20 protein-coding genes and 2 riboswitches are annotated in these 21306 nt (G+C 43.1%); of the genes, 19 read left to right on the top strand and 1 reads right to left on the bottom strand.

Annotation, left to right across the window (positions count from 1 at the left end; genetic code table 11):
• Positions 1–99 precede the first annotated feature (99 nt).
• A riboswitch (SAM riboswitch) is annotated at positions 100–206 on the top strand.
• Between the two features lie 189 nt (positions 207–395).
• From V1502_RS17525 to V1502_RS17435, 19 genes are all read left to right on the top strand, one after another.
• Complete coding sequence (locus V1502_RS17525) at positions 396–1415, top strand: methionine ABC transporter ATP-binding protein (RefSeq protein ID WP_409251883.1); 1020 nt, start codon at positions 396–398, stop codon at positions 1413–1415.
• Positions 1408–2076, top strand: coding sequence for a methionine ABC transporter permease (locus V1502_RS17520; protein ID WP_409251882.1), 669 nt, complete (start codon positions 1408–1410; stop codon positions 2074–2076). The genes V1502_RS17525 and V1502_RS17520 overlap by 8 nt, the downstream gene beginning before the upstream one ends.
• A gap of 26 nt (positions 2077–2102) precedes the next feature.
• The gene (locus V1502_RS17515; RefSeq protein WP_409251881.1) at positions 2103–2939 is read left to right on the top strand and encodes a MetQ/NlpA family ABC transporter substrate-binding protein; all 837 of its coding nucleotides are present in this window, start codon (positions 2103–2105) and stop codon (positions 2937–2939) included.
• A 460-nt stretch (positions 2940–3399) separates the two neighbouring features.
• Positions 3400–3765, top strand: a complete 366-nt coding sequence (locus tag V1502_RS17510) for a carboxymuconolactone decarboxylase family protein (RefSeq protein WP_409251880.1) — start codon at positions 3400–3402, stop codon at positions 3763–3765.
• 364 nt (positions 3766–4129) lie between these two features.
• Complete coding sequence (locus V1502_RS17505) at positions 4130–4288, top strand: hypothetical protein (RefSeq protein ID WP_409251879.1); 159 nt, start codon at positions 4130–4132, stop codon at positions 4286–4288.
• A 490-nt stretch (positions 4289–4778) separates the two neighbouring features.
• On the top strand, positions 4779–5564 hold the full coding sequence (gene sufC, locus V1502_RS17500; protein WP_409251878.1) for a Fe-S cluster assembly ATPase SufC: 786 nt from the start codon (positions 4779–4781) through the stop codon (positions 5562–5564).
• Between the two features lie 17 nt (positions 5565–5581).
• The gene (sufD, locus tag V1502_RS17495; RefSeq protein ID WP_409251877.1) at positions 5582–6892 is read left to right on the top strand and encodes a Fe-S cluster assembly protein SufD; all 1311 of its coding nucleotides are present in this window, start codon (positions 5582–5584) and stop codon (positions 6890–6892) included.
• On the top strand, positions 6892–8121 hold the full coding sequence (locus V1502_RS17490; protein WP_409251876.1) for a cysteine desulfurase: 1230 nt from the start codon (positions 6892–6894) through the stop codon (positions 8119–8121). Before sufD ends, V1502_RS17490 begins: the two co-directional genes overlap by 1 nt.
• Positions 8111–8545 (top strand): Fe-S cluster assembly sulfur transfer protein SufU, encoded by a 435-nt coding sequence (sufU, locus tag V1502_RS17485; RefSeq protein ID WP_409251875.1) that lies wholly within the window; start codon positions 8111–8113, stop codon positions 8543–8545. Before V1502_RS17490 ends, sufU begins: the two co-directional genes overlap by 11 nt.
• A 36-nt stretch (positions 8546–8581) precedes the next feature.
• Positions 8582–9979: a Fe-S cluster assembly protein SufB gene (sufB, locus tag V1502_RS17480; RefSeq protein ID WP_409251874.1), complete on the top strand. Its 1398-nt coding sequence runs from the start codon at positions 8582–8584 to the stop codon at positions 9977–9979.
• A gap of 358 nt (positions 9980–10337) precedes the next feature.
• On the top strand, positions 10338–11180 hold the full coding sequence (locus tag V1502_RS17475) for a DUF72 domain-containing protein (protein WP_409251873.1): 843 nt from the start codon (positions 10338–10340) through the stop codon (positions 11178–11180).
• A 122-nt stretch (positions 11181–11302) separates the two neighbouring features.
• Positions 11303–12127 carry a sulfite exporter TauE/SafE family protein gene (locus tag V1502_RS17470; RefSeq protein ID WP_409251872.1) on the top strand — a complete coding sequence of 275 codons (825 nt, stop codon included), beginning with the start codon at positions 11303–11305 and terminating at the stop codon, positions 12125–12127.
• A 27-nt stretch (positions 12128–12154) separates the two neighbouring features.
• Positions 12155–13525, top strand: a complete 1371-nt coding sequence (locus V1502_RS17465; protein ID WP_409251871.1) for a bifunctional metallophosphatase/5'-nucleotidase — start codon at positions 12155–12157, stop codon at positions 13523–13525.
• Between the two features lie 57 nt (positions 13526–13582).
• Positions 13583–13885: a YunC family protein gene (locus V1502_RS17460; protein WP_409251870.1), complete on the top strand. Its 303-nt coding sequence runs from the start codon at positions 13583–13585 to the stop codon at positions 13883–13885.
• A 214-nt stretch (positions 13886–14099) separates the two neighbouring features.
• Positions 14100–15212 (top strand): HD-GYP domain-containing protein, encoded by a 1113-nt coding sequence (locus tag V1502_RS17455; protein WP_409251869.1) that lies wholly within the window; start codon positions 14100–14102, stop codon positions 15210–15212.
• A gap of 60 nt (positions 15213–15272) precedes the next feature.
• Positions 15273–16022, top strand: a complete 750-nt coding sequence (gene yunB / locus V1502_RS17450) for a sporulation protein YunB (protein WP_409251868.1) — start codon at positions 15273–15275, stop codon at positions 16020–16022.
• Between the two features lie 102 nt (positions 16023–16124).
• Positions 16125–16317: riboswitch (Lysine riboswitch) on the top strand.
• Positions 16318–16435: 118 nt separating this feature from the next.
• A complete protein-coding gene (locus V1502_RS17445) occupies positions 16436–18004 on the top strand; it encodes a Na+/H+ antiporter NhaC family protein (protein ID WP_409251867.1) in 1569 nt (522 codons plus the stop codon).
• Between the two features lie 310 nt (positions 18005–18314).
• The gene (locus V1502_RS17440) at positions 18315–19841 is read left to right on the top strand and encodes a sodium-dependent transporter (RefSeq protein WP_409251866.1); all 1527 of its coding nucleotides are present in this window, start codon (positions 18315–18317) and stop codon (positions 19839–19841) included.
• 1 nt (position 19842) lies between these two features.
• A complete protein-coding gene (locus tag V1502_RS17435; RefSeq protein ID WP_409251865.1) occupies positions 19843–19941 on the top strand; it encodes a methionine/alanine import family NSS transporter small subunit in 99 nt (32 codons plus the stop codon).
• 101 nt (positions 19942–20042) lie between these two features.
• Here V1502_RS17435 and V1502_RS17430 read toward each other — a convergent pair whose 3' ends face one another.
• The gene (locus V1502_RS17430) at positions 20043–21014 is read right to left on the bottom strand and encodes a M23 family metallopeptidase (protein WP_409254383.1); all 972 of its coding nucleotides are present in this window, start codon (positions 21012–21014) and stop codon (positions 20043–20045) included.
• Positions 21015–21306 lie beyond the last annotated feature (292 nt).

Raw genomic sequence — 21306 nt, 5'->3', positions numbered from 1 at the left:
AAGTTATTGACAGCTTTTAAAAAGCCATGTAAAATCACATTCAGAAGTAATGATTACTTTTATCCTCTAAAGGATTAATTGAATAAAGCGATTTTCTTGCTCTTATCGAGAGAGGTGGAGGGATGTGCCCTGCGAAGCCCGGCAACCGTCAACATTGTTGAAATGGTGCCAATTCACGCAAAGCTTAGTGCTTTGAAAGATGAGAGAAAGGTGAATGAAAATTTTCATGCCTTTCTGCTCATTGCAGGAAGGTATTTTTGTTTGTTCAGTAACCTGTAAGGCTAGATAATGATGTTTAGGAAATTATCTATAGTAAATAATAATACAGCAATGTTATAGCAACGGCACTAAAACCTACTAGTCTTATAGGTTTAGTGAGGGAGAGGTGAGGTAAAATGATTAGTATTTCAAATGTAAGTAAAATTTTTAAGAGCAAAAAAGGTTCCATATCAGCGGTTGATGATGTGAATCTAACGATAGATGATGGTGAGATCTTTGGGGTGATCGGATACAGTGGTGCTGGAAAGAGTACGTTGATCCGGATGCTGAACGGACTTGAAATTCCGAGTGAAGGGACGATTGATGTCAATGGACATATCGTTTCGAAAGTGAAAGGCCAAAAACTGAGAAGCGCCCGCCACGAAATCTCAATGATATTTCAGCACTTCAACCTGCTATGGTCAAGAACTGTAAGAGAGAATATTGCGTTTCCTCTCGAGATCACGAAGGTTCCAAAAGAGGAACGCAATAGAAGAGTCGAAGAGCTAATCGAACTGGTCGGATTAAAAGGTAGAGAGGATGCGTATCCTTCGCAGCTGAGCGGCGGGCAGAAACAGCGTGTCGGGATTGCGCGTGCACTGGCCAATAATCCGAAGGTGCTGTTATGTGATGAAGCCACCTCGGCGCTTGATCCGGAAACCACTGACTCCATCCTTGATTTGCTGGTCGACATTAATAAACGCTTGGGACTGACAATTGTCTTAATTACCCATGAAATGAAAGTGATCCAAAAGATCTGCCACAGGGTAGCGGTTATGGAAAACGGTAAGGTGGTCGAACTGGGGGATGTACTTGAAGTGTTTAAGAATCCTCAGCAAAAAATCACCCAGCGTTTCGTGAGTGAAGTCTCAGAAACAGGAAATACGAAGGAAGCTATTGAAACTCTTCTCTCGCACTATCCGGATGGAAAGATTGTCAAGCTCACTTTTGTTGGTGAACAAGCAGAGCAGCCTCTGATCACAAGTCTGATCAAGAATTTTGATATTAACGCCAATATTCTGCAGGGAAGCATTTCGCAAACCCAGGGAGGCTCCTATGGAACACTGTTTCTGCAATTGACAGGTTCCGAAGAAGATAAGGCAGTCGAGTATTTGAAGAAACAAACGGTTGGGATTGAGGTGATGAATCATGACTGAAACTCTCTTTCCGAACGTTGACTGGGAAAAAATGTGGGAAGCGACTCTGGAAACCCTGTATATGACAGGGATGTCAGTTGCCATAACACTTGTACTTGGAATTATTCTAGGTCTCTTATTGTTTTTAACATCTCCTAACAACCTATGGGAAAATCGGGCTGTGTATGTGGTGACTAGTGCGGTCGTAAATATCTTCCGTTCAATTCCATTCATTATCCTGATTGTGCTCTTAATCCCGTTTACAAAGTTCCTTATCGGGACGATTCGCGGAGCCAATGCAGCACTTCCCGCCCTCATCATTGGAGCGGCACCTTTCTATGCCAGAATGGTGGAAATCGCCCTAAGGGAGGTAAACAAGGGAGTCATTGAAGCAGCCAAATCAATGGGAGCGAAAACATCGACGATCATCTGGAAGGTTCTGCTTCCTGAATCGATGCCTGCCCTCATATCCGGTATCACAGTAACAGCCATTGCCCTTGTTGGTTTTACAGCCATGGCAGGTGTCATTGGAGCAGGCGGTCTGGGGAACCTGGCTTATCTGGATGGATTCCAGCGCAGCCGGGATGATGTAACCCTGGCAGCCACAATAATCATTTTAATCATTGTCTTTATCATCCAGTTAATTGGTGATGTATTAACAAAAACGATCGACAAAAGATAAATATTATAAGGAAAGAAGGAGAAAAGATGAAAAAACTAATCGCAGGTTTATTTACAGCAGCAAGCATCTTTACATTGGGAGCATGCGGTACAGCAGATGAAGGAAGCCAAGGCGGTGCCGGAGAAGAAACAAAAGAATTAACGGTGGGAGCTTCAAATATCCCCCATGCTGAAATTTTAGAAAAAGCAAAACCAATCCTTGAAGAACAAGGTATCGAGCTAAACATCGAAACATACCAGGATTATATCCTTCCTAACAAAGACTTGGACAGCGGTGAAATTGATGCAAACTACTTCCAGCACATTCCATACCTTGAGTCACAAATCGCTGATCATGGTTATGACTTTGTGAACGCTGGCGGGGTTCATATCGAACCAATGGGTGTATACTCTAAAAAATTTGATTCTCTAGAAGACCTTCCAGAAGGTGCAACAATCCTTATGAGTAACTCAGTAGCAGACCACGGCCGAATCCTTACTTTGCTAGAAGCAAAAGGCCTTATCACTCTTAAAGAGGGTGTTGATAAAACAGCTGCGACACTTGATGATATTGCTGAAAACCCACGAAACCTTCAGTTCGATTACGAATACGAAGCAGCTCTTCTTCCGCAATTGTATGAAAACGAAGAAGGTGACGCAGTACTGATCAACTCTAACTATGCAATTGATGCAGGGCTGAACCCGCTTGAAGATTCGATCGCAATTGAAGACAAAGATTCACCATATGTAAACGTAATTGCTGTAAACAGCGGCAACGAAAACAATGAAGCAGTCAAAGCCCTGGTTGAAGTTCTTCGCTCAGAAGAAATTCAAAATTTCATCTTGGAAGAGTGGGGCGGAGCAGTTGTTCCGGTTAAAGAATAATATTTATTTGAAAAAAGCGGTCCTTTTGTTTGAAAGGGCTGTTTTTTTTTGATTTTCTTCTTAGAGGTGGGTAACGTCACTAATTCACGTCATGATCTTCCCGGCTGCAAACTATTAGGTTGTCATGGATGAGCGCACCTTTTAGGCAGCGAATTATAATTTTGTAAGATAACGAAGGAAACATACCATTATAAGATAGCAAAAAACTGTAGTGGTAAAGTTCCAGGAGATATTACGAGAGCTGGTTTAGTCTGAGAGAGGCACAGGAACTAACCTAGGCCCTCTACAAAAAGACCCGCTTTTCAAGAATGCTGCCCATTCCCTCCATAAACCGCCAATACGACAGTGACCTAAATCAAGCCTCAATAGTAGAAAAAGACTTCATTTTAAACATAAACTCAGCCCCTTTTGCTCATACTATTTCTGAATTGGATTCAATAACAGAATGGAGCTGGATCAAATGGAAATGGATGCTAGAAATTCAACTGAAGCAGCCCTGCATCACTATAAGCATGGGTTAGGTTTATTCACACAAAAAATGCCTGAGCTGGCACACCACTATAATGCTTTTACAGAACAGTGTTTCAAAGAAGGAGTTCTTTCTCAAAAAGAGAAGCAGTTGATTGCACTGGGAATCAGTTTATATTCTCAGGACGAATACTGCATCATTTACCATACAAAAGGCTGCATCGACCAAGGCTGCTCCGAAGAAGAAATCCTGGAAGCCGTTGGTGTAACGGCTGCTTTTGGCGGCGGAGCGGCAATGAGCCAGGCGGTAACACTTGTGCAGGAATCAATTGTTGAATTAAACCAACTGAAGCAATAGTTCCCTAAAGCTGACAGCGGAGATTGTCAGCTTTTTTTGCCTCTTTAGCACATCACCGCACTAAGAGGGACAGTCCCTCTTAGTGCATTAACGCTTCACCGTGCGAAGAGGGACAGTCCCTTTTCGTGCTTTAACGTGTTAAATAAGTTAAAAATGGAAGTATATCGTGGGAATATTGTGAAAATATAAGAGGGAGTGATATCAGCTTTTTAAAAAGAGCTGTCAACTCCGTTAAAAACTGGTAATCATTCGATACGGGTTTTGAATTAAAAATACCGGGGTAGTATCATTGTAAACGAAGTTAAAAACTTGAAAGGAATGATTCATTATCAACGACTCTCTGAATATGGAGTATACGAATGAAATGGAAAAGGCGATGCAAGGAGCCCACGGAGTTGGATATGAAACCTATAAAAGGAACCATGATGTTCGTATGCGAGTGGAAAAGAGAAGAGAAAATGAATACATTGAAAGCAGAAGAATGATTGCTGATTTGGATCGAAAAGTACACGCTAACATATAATAGGAAGAAAACGGGGAAAAACCAGTGTTTCAAACACTGGTTTTTCTTGTTGTTTAAGTAAATTCACCTAAAACTTATCTGGGGATAATTTACAACTGTACTATCCGCGTCCAGCTTCAGCTCACGAGGTTGCGAACCGCCTGGAATGTAATCCGCCCCGAGGATTAAAAGGGAAGGCAGCCTTATTGAGGGCTAATCAGGACGCATGCTCTATTGTTCTGTTTACTGATTCGGAATTGTTTGTTAATCTTATTCGAGTAGGGGGAAGTTAAAAATATTCCCAACGTCCTTTGCCGCTCGTATGTATAATGGTACATGTTTAAAGCATAGGAAGCTAACAATATAAACGGTCAAAGAAATTGTGTTTTCTCATCCTTTTATACTCTGCTCAAACAGTTGCTTATAGCTTTTATTTGTTATAAGATTGTAATGAGAATAAATTGAGAATGGTTAAAAACAAACTTTCTTATAAAGTCACGGAGGTATAATAATGGCAGGTTCAACTTTAACAATTAAAGATCTTCATGTTGAGATTGAAGGTAAAGAAATACTAAAAGGTGTAAACCTTGAAATCAAAGGTGGAGAAATCCATGCAGTAATGGGTCCAAACGGAACGGGTAAATCCACTCTATCTTCAGCAATCATGGGACATCCTAAATATGAAGTAACAAAAGGCAGCATCACTTTCGATGGTGAAGACGTTCTTGAGATGGAAGTAGACGAGCGTGCAAGAGTAGGTCTTTTCCTTGCAATGCAGTATCCAAGTGAAATCAGCGGTGTTACAAATGCGGACTTCTTGCGTTCAGCGATCAACAGCCGTCGTGATGAAGGACAGGAAATCTCTCTTATGAAATTCATCCGTACAATGGATTCCAACATGGAAGAACTTGAAATGGATCCTGATATGGCACAGCGTTACCTGAATGAAGGTTTCTCTGGCGGTGAGAAAAAACGTAACGAGATTCTACAATTGATGATGCTTCAACCGAAGATTGCCATCCTTGATGAAATCGACTCCGGCCTGGACATCGATGCATTGAAAATCGTTTCAAAAGGTATCAACAAGATGCGCGGGGAAGAGTTCGGATGCTTAATCATTACCCACTATCAGCGTCTGCTTAACTACATCACTCCAGATAAAGTACACGTTATGATGCAGGGACGTGTTGTTAAATCTGGCGGACCGGAGCTAGCGAAGCGCCTTGAGTCTGAAGGTTATGACTGGATTAAAGAAGAGTTAGGTATCAAAGACGAAACTGTCGGCCAAGAAGCGTAAGTGTTAGGGGGATTAATATGACTGTAGAAACGAAACTACCAGTAGAAAAGGAATATTTGGACTCCTTTTCAAAAGGTCTGGGAGAACCCGAGTGGTTTTCTGACCTTCGTGCTCAAGCTTTAACAAAAGCTGGGGAATTGGAGCTTCCTAAACCTGATAAAACAAAAATCACTAAGTGGAATTTCACTGAGTTTAAGCAGCATACAGTTGAAAGCAAGCCTTATGAGAACTTAAGCGAGCTTCCTGAAGCTGCAAAGGCATTAATCGATACAGATAATGCAAACAACAACTTGTATGTTCAGCGCAACAATACTCCTGCATACCTGACTCTATCTCAAGAGTTAAAAGATAAAGGAGTTATTTTCACAGACATTCTGACAGCTGTTAAAGAACATGGTGATTTGGTACAGAAGTATTTCATGAAGGAAGGCGTCAAAGTTGATGAACATAAACTGACAGCCCTTCATGCTGCATTGGTGAATGGCGGTGCATTCCTTTATGTACCTAAAAATGTTGAAGTGGAACAGCCGATTCAAGCTGTCTATATCCAGGACAATGCAGATGCAACTCTTTTCAACCATGTGTTGGTCGTTGCAGATGACAACAGCTCAGTAACGTATGTCGAGAACTATATTTCTACAACAGACGTAGAACAGGGAATCTACAATATCGTTTCAGAAGTATTTGCAAACAATAACGCAAAAGTAACGTATGGAGCGGTAGATAACCTTGCAAGCGGAATTACAACCTATGTAAACCGCAGAGGAACAGCTGCAAGAGATGCCCGCATCGACTGGGCTCTTGGCTTAATGAACGATGGAGATACGATTTCAGAAAATATAACCAACCTTATGGGTGACGGTTCTTACGCTGATACAAAGACCGTCGTGGTTGGCCGCGGTAAACAGAAACAGAACTTCACGACAAAAGTCGCTCACTTCGGTAAGAATTCTGAAGGATATATCCTTAAACACGGTGTCATGAAAGATGAAGCATCATCAATCTTCAACGGCATTGGAAAAATCGAGCACGGCGCTTCTAAGTCCAATGCAGAACAGGAATCACGCGTTCTTATGTTGAGTGAAAAAGCTCGCGGAGATGCCAACCCTATCCTGTTAATCGACGAGGACGATGTAACAGCTGGACATGCTGCGTCAGTTGGACGTGTAGACCCGCTGCAGCTTTACTACTTGATGAGCCGCGGTATTCCTCAGCATGAAGCAGAACGTCTAGTCATTCATGGTTTCCTTGCGCCGGTTGTCAATCAGCTTCCGATTGAAGGAGTTAAGAAACAACTGGTTGAGGTAATTGAAAGGAAAGTAAATTAATGAATGCCAAAGAGATTCGTAAGTATTTTCCGATTCTCGATCAGGAAGTCAATGGACATCCATTGGTGTATCTTGATAGTGCAGCGACTTCACAAAAACCTGTGCAAGTAATAGAAGCATTGGATAAGTATTACCGTGAGTATAACTCGAATGTCCACCGTGGTGTCCACACTCTTGGGACACAGGCGACAGACGGGTATGAAGGAGCCCGTGAGAAGGTCCGCAAGTTCATCAATGCGGCTTCTACCGAGGAAATCATCTTTACCCGCGGTACAACGACTGCGATCAATACAGTTGCAGCCAGCTACGGCAGAGCGAACGTCGGTGAAGGGGATGAAATTGTAATCTCCCATATGGAGCATCACAGTAATATCATCCCGTGGCAGCAGCTAGCCAAAGAAACTGGGGCAACATTGAAATATGTCCCGCTGCAAGAAGACGGAACCATTTCAATTGAAGATGTAAAAGAGACTGTAACCTCCAATACGAAAATCGTATCCATCATGAAGGTTTCGAATGTATTGGGAACGATGAACCCAATCAAAGAGATAACTAAAGTTGCCCACGATAATGGGGCAATTATGATGGTGGATGGTGCGCAGGCTGCTCCTCATATGAAGGTGGACGTGCAGGATCTTGATTGCGATTTCTTCGCTTTCTCCGGCCATAAGATGGCGGGTCCTACAGGTATTGGAGTCCTATATGGTAAGAAACATCTCCTTGAAAACATGGAGCCGGTTGAATTCGGCGGAGAGATGATTGATTTTGTTGGAATGTACGAGTCGACTTGGAAGGAGCTTCCATGGAAGTTTGAAGGCGGTACCCCGATTATTGCGGGAGCTATCGGCCTTGGAGCAGCCATCGATTTTCTCGAAGAAATCGGCTTGGACCATATTGAAAAACACGAGCACCACTTAGCTGCTTATGCAATGGAGAAAATGTCCGAGGTTGAGGGCATGACCATCTACGGCACTAAGGACCCTGCCAAACGTGCAGGACTTGTCACTTTCAATATTGACGATGTTCATCCTCATGATGTAGCGACAGTATTGGATGCGGAAGGAATTGCCGTGCGTGCAGGCCACCACTGTGCCCAGCCTTTAATGAAGTGGCTGAAAGTGTCGGCTACAGCGCGGGCCAGCTTCTACATTTACAATACAGAAGAAGATATTGATAAGCTTGTTTCAGGACTAGTGAAAACAAAGGAGTATTTCAGCGATGTCTTTTAACAATTTAGATCAGTTGTACAGACAGGTGATTATGGATCATTATAAAAACCCTCGCAATAAGGGCGCGCTTGAAGACGGAAGCTTGACGGTGGACATGAACAATCCTACCTGCGGTGACCGCATCCATCTCCACATGAAAGTGGAAGATGGGAAAGTGACAGATGCCAAGTTCGACGGTGAAGGCTGCTCGATTTCAATGGCTTCAGCTTCAATGATGACCCAGATCATCATTGGAAAAGACGTTGATACAGCAATGAAGCTTTCTGAAGTTTTCTCGAATATGATGCAAGGGAAAGACTATGATGAAGATATCGACCTTGGTGATATAGAAGCCTTGCAGGGAGTGGCAAAATTCCCGGCACGCATTAAATGTGCCACACTTGCCTGGAAGGCGATGGAAAAAGGAGTCAAGGAAGGGCAGTGACCCTGAAGGACTCACACTTAGAATGGAGGAATCAACATGGCGAAAAAAATGCCTGAGATCGGAGATTATAAATACGGTTTCTCTGATAAAGACGTATCAATTTTCCGTTCGAAACGCGGTCTTACCCGTGAAATCGTTGAAGAGATTTCACGCATGAAGGATGAGCCGCAATGGATGCTTGATTTTCGTTTAAAATCATTGGAACATTTCTATAACATGCCAATGCCTCAATGGGGCGGAGACTTGAACGCATTAAATTTTGATGAAATCACTTACTATGTTAAGCCTTCTGAGAAATCTGAGCGTTCTTGGGATGAAGTTCCGGAAGAAATCAAACAAACTTTTGATAAACTTGGAATTCCTGAAGCGGAGCAAAAGTATCTTGCTGGTGTATCTGCACAGTATGAATCCGAGGTTGTTTACCACAACATGCAGGAAGACCTGGAAGCTCAGGGAATCGTATTCAAAGATACGGACTCTGCTCTTAAAGAAAATGAAGACATTTTCCGTGAGCACTGGGCAAAAGTCATCCCTGCTACAGACAACAAGTTCTCTGCATTGAATTCAGCAGTTTGGTCTGGCGGATCTTTCATCTATGTGCCAAAAGGGGTAAAAGTAGAAACGCCTCTTCAAGCCTATTTCCGTATCAACTCAGAGAATATGGGACAATTCGAACGTACGCTTATCATCGTTGATGAAGGAGCAAGCGTGCACTATGTAGAGGGCTGTACAGCACCTGTCTACACGACAAATTCCCTTCACTCGGCGGTTGTTGAAATCATTATCAAAAAAGATGCTTATTGCCGCTATACGACGATCCAGAACTGGGCGAACAACGTATACAACCTTGTTACCAAGCGTGCGGTCTGTGAAGCGAACGCTACAATGGAATGGGTTGATGGAAACATCGGAAGTAAGCTGACAATGAAATACCCTGCCGTCATCCTTAAAGGAGAAGGCGCAAGAGGTATGACGCTTTCCATCGCGTTGGCAGGAAAAGGCCAGCATCAGGATGCAGGAGCGAAAATGACTCATCTTGCACCAAACACTTCTTCTACGATCGTTTCTAAATCGATCTCTAAACAAGGCGGTAAAGTAACCTACCGCGGTATCGTTCATTTTGGACGCAAAGCACACGGAGCACGCTCCAACATTGAGTGTGATACGCTGATCATGGATAACCAATCCACTTCAGATACAATCCCTTACAATGAAATTTTGAATGACAACATTTCATTGGAGCACGAAGCGAAAGTTTCAAAAGTATCCGAAGAGCAATTGTTCTACTTGATGAGCCGAGGTATTTCTGAAGAAGAAGCAACAGAAATGATCGTCATGGGCTTCATCGAGCCATTCACAAAAGAACTTCCAATGGAGTACGCGGTTGAAATGAACCGCTTAATCAAGTTCGAAATGGAAGGATCCATCGGTTAATACAGCACTTCCCGCATGCCTTGAGTATGCGGGATTTTTTAGTTTCAGGGTGTCAGTTGGTCCCAGTCACATCCGTTTTTTTGTCGAGTCGTCGATAAATCCGAGGGATCGCTGATAAATGCCCCAAAATCGCCGAAGCTGCCCACCCGCTCACTAAAGCAAAGACCGCATCAGATAAAGCCCAACTGTTTGCCCATTCAGCGGCAACAGTGGTATGTTTAGTGTATCTATATTTGCTTTACATACAACCATTTCGGGTAAAGACCCTATACATACGATAGAAAGATTGCCTATTTCTGAGATGGACTCAGTGGCAGTAAAAAACCTTAAAAAGTAACTGACGAAACGGGGTGCTGTTTTGATATATATCGGATTGACCGGCTGGGGTGACCATGATTCGCTGTATAGCAATACATCACAAAGGGATAAGCTGAAAGAGTATTCCGCTCATTTCCCGATTGTTGAAGTGGATTCTACCTTTTATGCCGTCCAGCCATTACGAAATGCGGAAAAATGGGTGAATGAGACACCATCATCATTTAAGTTCATTGTGAAGGCTTATCAAGGGATGACAGGCCATAACAGAGGAGACATTCCTTTCAGTAGCAAGGAGGAAATGTTCCAGGCATTCAGGGAGTCCCTGAAACCATATATTGAAGCAGGTAAGCTGGGTATGGTGCTCCTTCAGTTCCCACCATGGTTTGACTGCAAAAAGGAGAATGTCGACTACTTAAGGTACTGCAAAGAGAAGCTGCCGGGCCTGCCTCTCGCATTGGAATTCCGGCACCAATCCTGGTTTTATCCTCAATTCAAGGAAAGAACCCTTTCGTTTATGAGAGAAGAAGGATGGATACACAGCATCTGTGATGAGCCTCAATCAGGGGAAGGCTCGGTTCCGACCATTTTGCAGGCAACACGGGAAGATATGACGCTTGTCCGGTTTCATGGGAGAAATGTACATGGGTGGCAGAAGCCGAACGCCGGAGACTGGAGAGAGGTCCGCTATCTATATCGATATAACGAGAAAGAGCTGTCAGAGTGGAAAGAGAAGCTTCATATATTAAAACAGCAAACGAAGGATATTTATATTGTATTCAACAATAATTCCGGCGGAGACGCGGCAGACAATGGGAAACAATTCCTCGAAATGTTGGATATTCAATATACGGACCTGGCCCCGAGACAGCTCGATTTGTTTTAACAGTTGTGGCTGAATAGAGGGGAAAAAACTTGTAACCAAGGGAAGAAACCGGATTTTTCCCTTGGTTACAAGTTATCCGAAACAGGCTAAGTAAATTAGGTGGTTGATTTGGAGATGACAACATGGAGTGGATAGTTTTAGTACTGATCGGACTGTTTGCGGGAGCCTTGGGGGCACTGGTTGGATTAGGCGGAGGAGTCATTATCGTTCCTGCACTTGTTTATTTTGGAGGCTATACAAATCTGCTGGAGGATTTAGGCCCTCAAGTGGCAGTAGGCACCTCGTTGATCATTATGATTTTTACAGGGCTTTCATCCACCTTATCCTATATCAAGCACAAAACGGTGGACTACAAGAGCGGCCTGCTATTTTTCATAGGTGCGGGTCCCGGTTCCATTATCGGGGCCCTTGTAAACAGGACTTTCAATATGGAATCATTCAATTTGTATTTTGGTTTTTTTATGATCCTCGTTTCGTTTATACTGATGATCAGAAATAGAATTAAACCGATTGAAACGTTTAAAACAAGCAGTTACCAGCGTAATTTCACGGACGCTGAAGGAAAAGAGTATACATATGGATTTCCGCCCGCCCTGGGAGTAGCGATAGCCTTTTTTGTTGGTTTTGCGTCAGGTCTCTTCGGTATCGGGGGCGGTTCGCTGATGGTGCCTGCCATGATCCTGATTTTTCTGTTTCCTCCGCATGTGGCGGTGGCTACGTCGATGTTCATGGTGTTCCTATCAGCATTGGTCAGTTCGGCAACACATATCTATCTAGGGAATATCAACTGGCTTTATGCATTGGCTATTATACCGGGTGCCTGGTTTGGTGCAAAGGGTGGAGCTTATTTGAATTCAAAGCTGCAGTCGGCTGCACTGGTCACAATCCTCAGGGTCATATTGGTATTGATTGGCATCAGGCTTGTCTATCAAGGGTTAACTGGATGATTATGTGAACGGAAGAAGGGTGAAAGAGTGAAAGAAACGATTCATATTTATCATACAAACGATTTACACAGTCATTTTGAGAATTGGCCGCGTATCCGTGATTTTCTTAAAAAGAGAAAAGAGTGGCATCAAGATGCCAAAGAAGATGTGTTTCTGTTTGATATTGGCGATCATGTAGACCGCTGGCATCCTTTCTCTGAAGGTACTTTGGGGACAGGCAATGTGGAAATGCTCAATGAGGTAGGGTATGATGCGGTAACGATAGGAAATAATGAAGGGATCACTTTTTCCTATCAGGAACTGAATGAATTGTACGACTATGCCGGCTTCGAGGTGCTGCTGGCCAATCTATATACTGAAGATGAAAAAATTCCCCATTGGGCAAAGCCCTATCATATTTACGAAACAAAATCAGGATGCAAAATAGGCGTCATAGGTTTGACCGCCAATTTTGCCCCTTTTTATAAGCCGTTAGGATGGAATATATACTCACCGATGGACCAGCTCAGCTTATGGCTGAAAGAACTGGCCCCTCAGTCGGACATTGTTGTGCTTCTTTCTCATCTCGGAATAAGGGATGATGAGTGGATCGCTGAGAAGTTCCCTGAAGTGGATATTATCCTTGGGGCTCATACTCATCATATCTTTCATGAAGGTAAAGAAGTGAATGGAACGCTCCTTGGTGCGGGTGGGAAACATGGAAATTATGTTGGCCATATTATAATTGAAATTGATGTCCAATCCAAAAGTATCATATCAAGAAAAGCCCAACTGTATGAACAGGACCATCTCCCTGTTTCAAAAGACGAGGCTCTGCAGATTAAAGGCTGGCATGATAAAGGGCAAGAGCTTTTGAATGACACGATAGCCTATCTAAAAAAAGACCTTGCAGCCGACTGGTTCAAGCCTTCAGCACTTCCTCAGCTGCTGACGGATGGACTGCATCAGTGGTGTGAAGCAGACTGTGCATTTCTAAATGCAGGCCTGGTATTGGAAGGGCTGCCCGCAGGAGAAGTTACCAGGTTTGATATTCACCGGATACTTCCTCATCCGATCAACCCCTGTGTCATTACACTGACAGGGACGGAACTTAAAGAAGTGTTGAAAGCAACAAGAGATGAAGAGCTACATCATCTTCAGGTGAAAGGACTTGGGTTTCGCGGAAAGATTATGGGGGAGTTCATTTACAGCTCAATTGATTTTGGGAAGGATATTCAGCATATTTATATTAATGGAAAACTGATTGATCCTCATCAAGAATATAAGTTGGCCACCACGGATATGTTTACATTCGGCCACTTTTTTCCGGAACTGCAAAGGGCAGAAAAACACTATTTCATGCCGGAATTTTTAAGAGATGTTTTAACCTGGAAGCTTAAAGAGACGAATACTCTTTGAGCCCTCACCTCTCCTGTGCTTCTTTCATAACATAACAGTTGAAAGGAGAGGATGACATTGATGAATCTTTCCCCTATAGAGATAGAAGGTCACACTTTTCTTGCGGTGTCGGTACAGCTTCCCAAGACGAACCTGCTTGTCGTTACAAACGATAAAGGATATATAATGTGCGGTGCATTGGATGTAGGCTTGCTGAATGCAAAGCTGAAAGACAGGAAGATCATCGCCGGCAGAGCAGTAGGGGTCAAGACGATACAGCAGCTGATTGATGCCCCGCTGGAGTCTGTGACGCATGAAGCAGAACAATTGGGGATCACTACCGGGATGTCCGGCAGGGATGCCTTGTTAAAAATGATATAAACAGAAAGCCTGTACCATAGGGGTGCAGGCTATTCTGTTTATACTGGATGTGACTTGAGGAAATTTTGCACCGTAACATAGAACTGATAATTTAAAATTATAAATAAATTCAGACAAATAGTAAATCGGTTCTCTTGAAAATGCCTTAAAATGCATTATAATGAAGATATTAGTATAAAAATGTCGAAATCAAGGCAGTCCATAGGAGAATTCGATGAGATTTATATCAGCTAAGACGTTAAAACCGGGAATGGTCATGGCCTCCACCGTCTATAATGTAAGCGGCAAGCCTCTTATTAAGTCGGGTGTGTCAGTGACAGCACGGATGATCGAAAAATTAGTAGAACTGAATATCCAGTATGTTTACATAGAAGATGGATTATCAGCAGGGATTGAAGCTTCTGACTCTGTTCCTGTAAAGGTAAGGCAGGATGCTGTCAAAAAAATTGATTCGACTTTTACTCAATTGGAAAAGAACTCTGTATCCAACAATCTTGTTGCACTTGAGCAGAGTGCGGCCAGTTTCAAGGAAGTCATTGATACCATTTTGAGAGAGATTAAAGGAAGCAAGGATTTGTTGACATTGCTTACGGATGTATTTACATATGACTCCTATGTATTCCATCACTCCTTTAATGTCACACTTTATACACTGGCCACTGGAATTGAGCTCGGCATGCCTGCGAAGCAGCTGGATTCACTTGGGCTGGGCGCCATCATGCATGACATCGGCAAAATGAAGGTGCCGGAAGAAATCTTAATGAAGCCAGGAAAACTGACCTTTGAAGAATTTAAAGAAGTGGAAAAGCATACAGAGTACGGCTTTGAGATCTTGAGACAGTTACATAATGTATCCCTGCTTGTCGCCCATTGCGCTTTTCAGCATCATGAACGCCTTGACGGGTCAGGTTATCCGCGAGGGATTAAAGGAGATGAAATCCATCCTTTTGCAAAAATCATAGCAGTAGCTGATGTCTTTGATGCCTTGACTTCCAACCGAGTTTACCGTGATGCCATGCTGCCGCACGAAGCTCTTGAAGTCCTGTATGCCGGTTCGGGCACACTGTTTGATGCAAGTGTCATCCAAGCTTTCCGGAAATCGGTGGCCATTTATCCAAACGGGATGGTGGTCGTCCTTAGTGACGGGCGAAGAGGGATTGTGGAGAGGCAGAATAAAGGTTTAACCCACCGACCGGTTCTGCGTATTATCGCTGAAGCCGAAGAAGAACGGACTGTGCCTTATACGCTTGACCTCGGTGTCAGCCTTGATGTGACCATCACGGGTTTCGATCCAGAGTTTGAGAGCAAGTTGATGGAAGTCAATTGAATTTTGTTGCGCTAATCCTCCTCTTACAAGCATACATATAGCTTGTAAGGGGGGATTTTTTTGATTAAAAATAAAAAATATAAACCCCGAAGAGGACCGCTGCCTTTTCGATATGTTTTTCTATTGACGTTTGTATTCTTTATGTTTTCAACCGCTGGAGGAATATGGATTATCAATAAAGGGTTGAAGCCCACGTTGATGAGTTATGCTGAAACGCAGACAAGCAAGATTGGTACACTGGTAATCAATAAAGCGGTCAGTAAAAAGATTGCGAATGTAATGGACATTAATGAAGTCACACAAGAGATGGAGTCAGCTGGGGGAAAAAGTTACAGACAATTTAATACAGAGATCATAAACCGTGTTCAAAATGAAATTGTAAATCTTGTACAGTTAAACTTAAAAGATGCTGAGCGGGGAAACTTAAGAGATCTGGAGTTTTTAACCGAGGTTGAAATTGAGGAAGGCACAGAAGAGGATGGGATCATCTTTTCGGTTCCAATTGGGCAGGCTACGAACAATGCACTTTTAGGGAACTTGGGCCCGAAGATTCCTATACGTTTTAATGCAATCGGGGATGTTGTATCAGATGTAAAGACCGACGTCCAGGAATTCGGCATTAACAACGCCTTGGTAAAGGTATATATTCATATCAAAGTGGATGTTCAAATCATCATTCCATTTGCTACACAGACAGAGACAATCCAGCAGGATATACTGGTGGCCATGGGATTGATGGAAGGCGAAGTACCGCAATTTTTTAACAGCGGCGGTGAATCTGCTCCATCTATTGAGGTACCACTGAATTAATTGGTGGAAATACACGGAAATGAACAAATTGTTCTTGTCAGCAGCACGTATTCCTGATATATTAATCTAGTGAATATAATATTTACTACAATCATCTAAATCCGATGGGGTAGAGGCTGCACCTGTTCATTAGTAAACCAAGTGAGAATGACAACTGTGATCTTGGTTGAAAGGGGATATGTGCCGAAGCAGGAATGGATTGGTCAGAGTCCATTTCTGCTGGGGTTACCTTGAAAAAGGGTAACACTGTCATTATAAGTCTTATACAAGATTATAATGGGGAGCTACAGATCGAGATGGAGAAATGACTATATTACAAAAGGTAATAATAGGATTCTCTATTATTGCCTTTTTTTATTTTCTTCAATCATTCTGCGAGTATTCCCTCCCTATCAACTATAGGAGGAGAAAAAATGGAAAACACTATTTATTCATTATTGCCACCCCTTTTAGCCATCCTGATGGTTATCCTGACAAGACGGGTTCTGCTGTCACTTGGTGTGGGGATTGTTTCGGCAGCATTGCTTCTTGCCGAGTTCTCGATTGGCAAAACTCTTACGACTATCTGGGATGCGTTTAAAGGCATCTTCGTGGACGGTGGAGAACTCAACACATGGAACGTCTATATTATCTTGTTCCTACTGCTTCTTGGTGTGATTACCGCTTTCGTAAACATTTCCGGGGGCAGCAGAGCTTTCGGTGAATGGGCAATGAAACGTGTGAAAACCAGAACTGGTGCACAGATTTTGACTGCAGTATTAGGTATTATCATATTTATCGATGACTATTTCAATGCATTGGCAGTTGGACAGGTTTCCAGGCCGATTACAGACCGTCATAAGATTTCAAGGGCCAAATTGGCATACCTTATTGACTCAACGTCTGCTCCGATATGTGTCGTTTCACCAATCTCCAGCTGGGGTGCGTTTATCATTGCACTTATCGGCGGAATCCTGGCAGACCATGCGATCACTGGATATACAGCTTTCTCGGCTTTCATGCAAATCATTCCTATGAACCTTTATGTCTGGGCCGCAATAGGACTGGTGTTCATTACTTCCTACAGAGGTATTGAATTCGGTAAAATGCGTGAACATGAACTGCGTGCAATCAATACTGGAGAAGTGTATGATCCTGCAAAAGATATTCCAGGTGAATTGAAAAATGATCTGCCAGTTAGTGATAAAGGAACGGTCGGTGACTTGATCTGGCCGATTATCGCATTAGTTGTCGGTACAGTTGGTGCAATGCTTTGGACAGGATATCAAGCTGTTGAAGGAGAGGCTTCTCTACTGCTGATCCTGGAAAACACAGATGTTTCTACATCATTGGTATATGGTGGATTGATTGGACTGGCAACAGCACTGATTTTCTTTTTCAGACAAATGCCTTCTTCAAAAGCAATCAATGGAAAAGCTCTTGGACTTGGTTTTATGGAAGGAATCAAATCGATGCTTCCTGCTGTTTACATTCTCATCTTTGCCTGGACGATCGTCACGTTGATCGGTTCACTGCAAACAGGTGAGTACTTGGCTGGCATTGTAGAACAATCCAACCTGAACATTGGACTTCTTCCGGTCATCATGTTCCTTGTTGCAGGAATCATGGCCTTTGCTACCGGAACCTCTTGGGGTTCGTTTGGTATCCTGCTTCCGATTGCCGGAGAAATTGCAGCTGCTACGGATGTAAGCATCTTGCTGCCTGCAATGGCAGCAGTCCTAGCCGGCTCTGTATTCGGCGACCACTGTTCTCCGATTTCGGATACATCAATCCTGTCGTCTACAGGTGCGGGAAGCAATCATATCGACCACGTCATAACGCAGCTTCCTTATGCCATCACTGGAGCTATAATCGCGGCAGTCGGCTTCCTTGCCCTTGGACTGACAGGCAGTACGTTAATCGGGCTTGGTGCAACAATTATCCTGCTCGTTCTGTTTGCGCTTTTCGGTAAAAGGACAGCCGGCTCAGCGGCAGGAAACTAAATCTATACTTGATAAGAGAGAGAACCCGTTTAGTGGGTTTTCTCTCTTATTTTTTTGAAGATTTATGTAGAAAGAGAAAATATGATAAAAATTCATCAACAAATTCTTCAAGCGCGGAAAAACTATCTCACAATACTTTTTCTGGAAATTACACTGCTACAGAACAGTATTTCAAGCGTGAAAAAGAAAAAAAAGAAAAATAAAATAATGCTTTGACATTCGTCCTAATACTAGCTATACTGTCTTTATCGGATTATCTAAATAATCTGAAAATACTAACATTTACCAATGATTTCAGGAGGGAATTATCATGGAAAATCGTGCACAATGGGGTACGAGGGCCGGATTTATTCTGGCAGCGGTCGGTTCGGCAATCGGACTAGGAAACATCTGGCGTTTCCCTGCAGTAGCATATGAGAACGGTGGAGGGGCATTTTTCATTCCTTATTTATTTGCTTTGCTCACTGCAGGTATTCCGCTGTTAGTCCTTGAGTTCACTCTGGGCCATAAGTACAGAGGGTCTGCGCCATTATCATTTTTCCGTATGAGCAGGAAAACGGAATGGATCGGCTGGTGGGCTGTATTTGTTTCATTCGTCATCTCTACTTACTACGCAGTTATCATCGCGTGGGCAATGTCTTACAGTGTATTCGCGTTTAACCAAAGCTGGGGAGACGACACGCAAGGGTTCCTTTTTGGTGACTACCTGAAACTTGCAGAAGCGCCTGGACAAACAGGAAGTCTTGTTATGGGTGTATTTGTACCATTAATACTTGTGTGGGCCGTTACGCTGGGTGTGCTTTTCAAAGGGGTTAAAAAAGGTATTGAAGTCGCAAACAAAATCTTTATCCCTGCCCTTGTTGTCCTATTCTTGATCATCGTTGTGCGTGCAGTCACTTTACCGGGTGCACTGGATGGTTTGAATACATTCTTCAAACCGAATTTCGATTTGATCATGGAGCCAAGTGTATGGATGGCAGCATACGGTCAGATTTTCTTCAGTTTATCCATTGCATTCGCTATTATGATTACGTATTCAAGTTACCTTCCAAAGAAATCTGATGTTACAAACAATGCATTCATCACTGGTTTCAGTAACTCCGGATTTGAATTGCTGGCAGGTATCGGGGTTTTCGCAGCACTTGGCTTCATGGCTAATGCTCAAGGAGTTTCTGTTGAAGAAGTTGTAAGCGGCGGCGTCGGACTTGCGTTCGTTGTATTCCCGCAGATCATCAATGAATTCCCGGCTTTAAATGGATTGTTTGGATTCCTATTCTTCGCTTCATTAGTATTGGCCGGTTTGTCTTCCTTGATCTCAATTACAGAAACATATGTTGCAGGTTTATCTGAAAAGTTTGGTATCTCCCGTAACAAAGCAGTTGCATTCGGAGGCGGGGCAGCAGCTTTAATTTCCATCCTGTTTGCTACACAAGGTGGATTATTCTTCCTCGATGCAGCGGATTACTTCATCAACCAGTTTGGTGTAGCGTTCGTCGGCCTTGTCGAAGTAGTGGCAATTGCATGGTTCCTGCGCAAGCTAAACACATTCCAGGAGCATGCTAACCTGACTTCTGACCTCCGTCTTGGCGGCTGGTGGAAAGTTTGTCTTGGAGTAATCACACCAATCGTCCTTGGTTACATGATGTTTGGTTTATTCAAGAAGAATTTGTTCAAGGAGTTTGATACTGCTAACGGAAACTACGAAGGATATTCTGATGGCTTCATCTTATTCGGCGGTTGGTTTGTAGCAGGTTTCGCCATTCTTGCAGGGGTAGCTCTTATGTTCAAACGCTGGCATGCAAAAACAGAAGCTGAAAGTTATAAGGAGGTAAGCTAATATGACAGGCAGTGCTATTTTCATGATGATTCTTGGTATGATAATCATTTGGGGCGGCTTGGCAGGCAGCATCCTCAACGCAATAAAAAAATCAAAATAAGTAAAAAGAGCTCCTGGGATTTCCCGGAGCTCCTTTTTGTTATGGCAAGGTGAATTTGAGCCAGGCTCAACACTAGAAGGTACCTGGTATCAACAAACCCATCATCTTTTTTTCTGGCGTTCTTGTCTTTCCCATACTCTTAAATATGGATAGGGATCAAATGACCATTCTGTGTATCCGTTGTCTTTGTACATTCCATAATGAAGGTGTGGAGGGAATTTCCCCGATGTTCCGGGAGGTCCGTATCCGGAACTGCCGACACCTCCTATAAGCATACCCGGCTCAACGGTTTGACCGACTTCTAAGTCCTTTGCAAAGCCGCTTAGATGGGCAAAGTAGTGATAAGTATTATTGATATCACGTATTCCGATTCTCCAGCCTCCATAGCGGTTCCAGCCTTTCATTTCGATGATGCCGTAGCATGTAGACCTGACTGGCACTCCATAGTCGGCAAAGATATCTGTTCCTTCATGAATCCTTCTGCCACCCCAGCCCCGTGCGTCACCCCATGTATTTTTATAGCTGTAATTAAATCGCATTGGGAGAGGGAATGATTTTCCTCCAAGATCGAGATGGCCGTAAGTTTTATAAAGTTTGGCCTTGCCCATGATCATGCTGACGGTTTTATCCCGTTTGTAATAGTTCCACAAAGCAATCCTGAAATTATCTTTATCGATTCCATAATTCAGGATATGGTGAGCGAAAGCGGCCAAAACGTCCTCGTCATTATTGCGGTCGGCAATTCCATCGCTGTTACCATCGACACCGATTCCCTCAAAGAATGTAATCGTCTTGGGATTATTATCTTCCGGGTTAGGGTTCAGGGGACCTGCCCACTCGGATGCAGGAAAGTAGATCGAGATGGGATTCTCTGGTTTAGGTAAATCTTTCCTTGAAAAGCGGAGGCTGCGTTCGTATTGATCCACTGCAGCCAAGTAATACCAAGGAATCTGGGTTGCCGCCTCCATCTTCTTGAAAAGTTCCATCCTTTCCTGCAAATGTTCTTCTTCGCCGGCTGCCTGGGCATGTATGTCAAAGGAGCCTAGAAAAAAGCTGCATATAATAAGGGCGATAATTTTTTTAAACAAAATTAGTTCCACCTTTCCGTCGAGCCGTTTTTCGTAGTGAATTTTCCTATCCCGTATTGTTGTATAAAACAATTGCGCTCTTAGCTTAAACAAATGCAACTAACTTTCTGATGGAATTTCTGAAACTTCCCATCCTCACAGATTTTTTCACTTGTCTTCTAATGACGGAGTGAAGTTCGGGTGCCGGAAATGGAGATTAAAACCAGCAGAATCTGATTATCAATGTTAAGAAAAAGAGCGTTCCTTAAAGTCCTATCATTATTGTGTTACAGTCTTT

The organism is Rossellomorea sedimentorum (assembly GCF_046237645.1).
GTDB lineage: Bacteria > Bacillota > Bacilli > Bacillales > Bacillaceae_B > Rossellomorea > Rossellomorea sedimentorum.
The sequence above is the reverse complement of the archived record's forward strand: the minus strand, read 5'-3'. Positions and strand labels throughout refer to the sequence as shown.

Bases quoted from the DNA above. Each gene is read 5' to 3' on its own strand.
- V1502_RS17525 (WP_409251883.1), top strand. From the start codon at position 396: ATGATTAGTATTTCAAATGTAAGTAAAATTTTTAAGAGCAAAAAAGGT.
- V1502_RS17520 (WP_409251882.1), top strand. From the start codon at position 1,408: ATGACTGAAACTCTCTTTCCGAACGTTGACTGGGAAAAAATGTGGGAA.
- V1502_RS17515 (WP_409251881.1), top strand. From the start codon at position 2,103: ATGAAAAAACTAATCGCAGGTTTATTTACAGCAGCAAGCATCTTTACA.
- V1502_RS17510 (WP_409251880.1), top strand. From the start codon at position 3,400: ATGGAAATGGATGCTAGAAATTCAACTGAAGCAGCCCTGCATCACTAT.
- V1502_RS17505 (WP_409251879.1), top strand. From the start codon at position 4,130: ATGGAAAAGGCGATGCAAGGAGCCCACGGAGTTGGATATGAAACCTAT.
- sufC (WP_409251878.1), top strand. From the start codon at position 4,779: ATGGCAGGTTCAACTTTAACAATTAAAGATCTTCATGTTGAGATTGAA.
- sufD (WP_409251877.1), top strand. From the start codon at position 5,582: ATGACTGTAGAAACGAAACTACCAGTAGAAAAGGAATATTTGGACTCC.
- V1502_RS17490 (WP_409251876.1), top strand. From the start codon at position 6,892: ATGAATGCCAAAGAGATTCGTAAGTATTTTCCGATTCTCGATCAGGAA.
- sufU (WP_409251875.1), top strand. From the start codon at position 8,111: ATGTCTTTTAACAATTTAGATCAGTTGTACAGACAGGTGATTATGGAT.
- sufB (WP_409251874.1), top strand. From the start codon at position 8,582: ATGGCGAAAAAAATGCCTGAGATCGGAGATTATAAATACGGTTTCTCT.
- V1502_RS17470 (WP_409251872.1), top strand. From the start codon at position 11,303: ATGGAGTGGATAGTTTTAGTACTGATCGGACTGTTTGCGGGAGCCTTG.
- V1502_RS17455 (WP_409251869.1), top strand. From the start codon at position 14,100: ATGAGATTTATATCAGCTAAGACGTTAAAACCGGGAATGGTCATGGCC.
- V1502_RS17445 (WP_409251867.1), top strand. From the start codon at position 16,436: ATGGAAAACACTATTTATTCATTATTGCCACCCCTTTTAGCCATCCTG.
- V1502_RS17440 (WP_409251866.1), top strand. From the start codon at position 18,315: ATGGAAAATCGTGCACAATGGGGTACGAGGGCCGGATTTATTCTGGCA.
- V1502_RS17435 (WP_409251865.1), top strand. From the start codon at position 19,843: ATGACAGGCAGTGCTATTTTCATGATGATTCTTGGTATGATAATCATT.